At 63.4% G+C, this 704-nt stretch carries 1 protein-coding gene; it reads right to left on the bottom strand.

The genetic code is table 11. The features are described 5' to 3' along the window. The coding region (locus EOA22_RS36040) for an ATP-binding protein (protein WP_127390733.1) at nt 1–704 on the bottom strand (704 nt) is incomplete at both ends.

Raw genomic sequence — 704 nt, 5'->3', positions numbered from 1 at the left:
GCCGACGATCTTGGCGAGAGCGGCGTGAAGCCGTTTCGAGTCCACCGGCTTCTCCAGCCAATCGATGATGCCGACGGCGCTGCCGTTCAGCGAGCGCCTGGCCTCGTCGGCGACGGCGGAGATGACGATGACCGCAATGTCGGAATTCACCGGTGATGCCCTTAAGTCGTGAAAGAGCTTGATGCCGGATTCCCCCGCCAGCTTGATGTCGAGCGTCAGCGCTACGTAGTCGCGGGAGCTCAGGAGCGCCTTGGCGGTGTCGATATCGGGCGCGACGTCGCTGGAAAAGCCTTCCGCATCAAGAAGTGCCGCGATCACCGCAGCGATGTCGGGCTCGTCCTCGCAGATGAGGACACGCAGGCGGCCATCGCGCTTGCGCGCCCGGCGCTCGACCAAAACCGGCTTGTCGGCCTGCCTGTGCGCCTCGGGAAGGTCGACGTGAAACGAGGTTCCCTGGCCTTCCTCGGTTTCGAAGGAAACGGCGCCCCCGAGCTTTTCGGTGATGGACTTGACGATGCTCAAGCCCAGGCCGGTGCCGCCAATTTTACGGGTGCTGGAGGCGTCCGCCTGCTCGAACTTTCCAAATATACGGCTGCGGAAAGCCTCCGGGATGCCGGCGCCCTGGTCCACCACGGAAATGCGCAGCATGTCGCGGTCACGACGCTGGAATTTCACAGTGACGGTCCCATCGGTTTGCGAGAACT

Source organism: Mesorhizobium sp. M7A.F.Ca.US.014.04.1.1 (genome assembly GCF_003998745.1).
Taxonomy (GTDB): domain Bacteria; phylum Pseudomonadota; class Alphaproteobacteria; order Rhizobiales; family Rhizobiaceae; genus Mesorhizobium; species Mesorhizobium ciceri.
The sequence above is the reverse complement of the archived record's forward strand: the minus strand, read 5'-3'. Positions and strand labels throughout refer to the sequence as shown.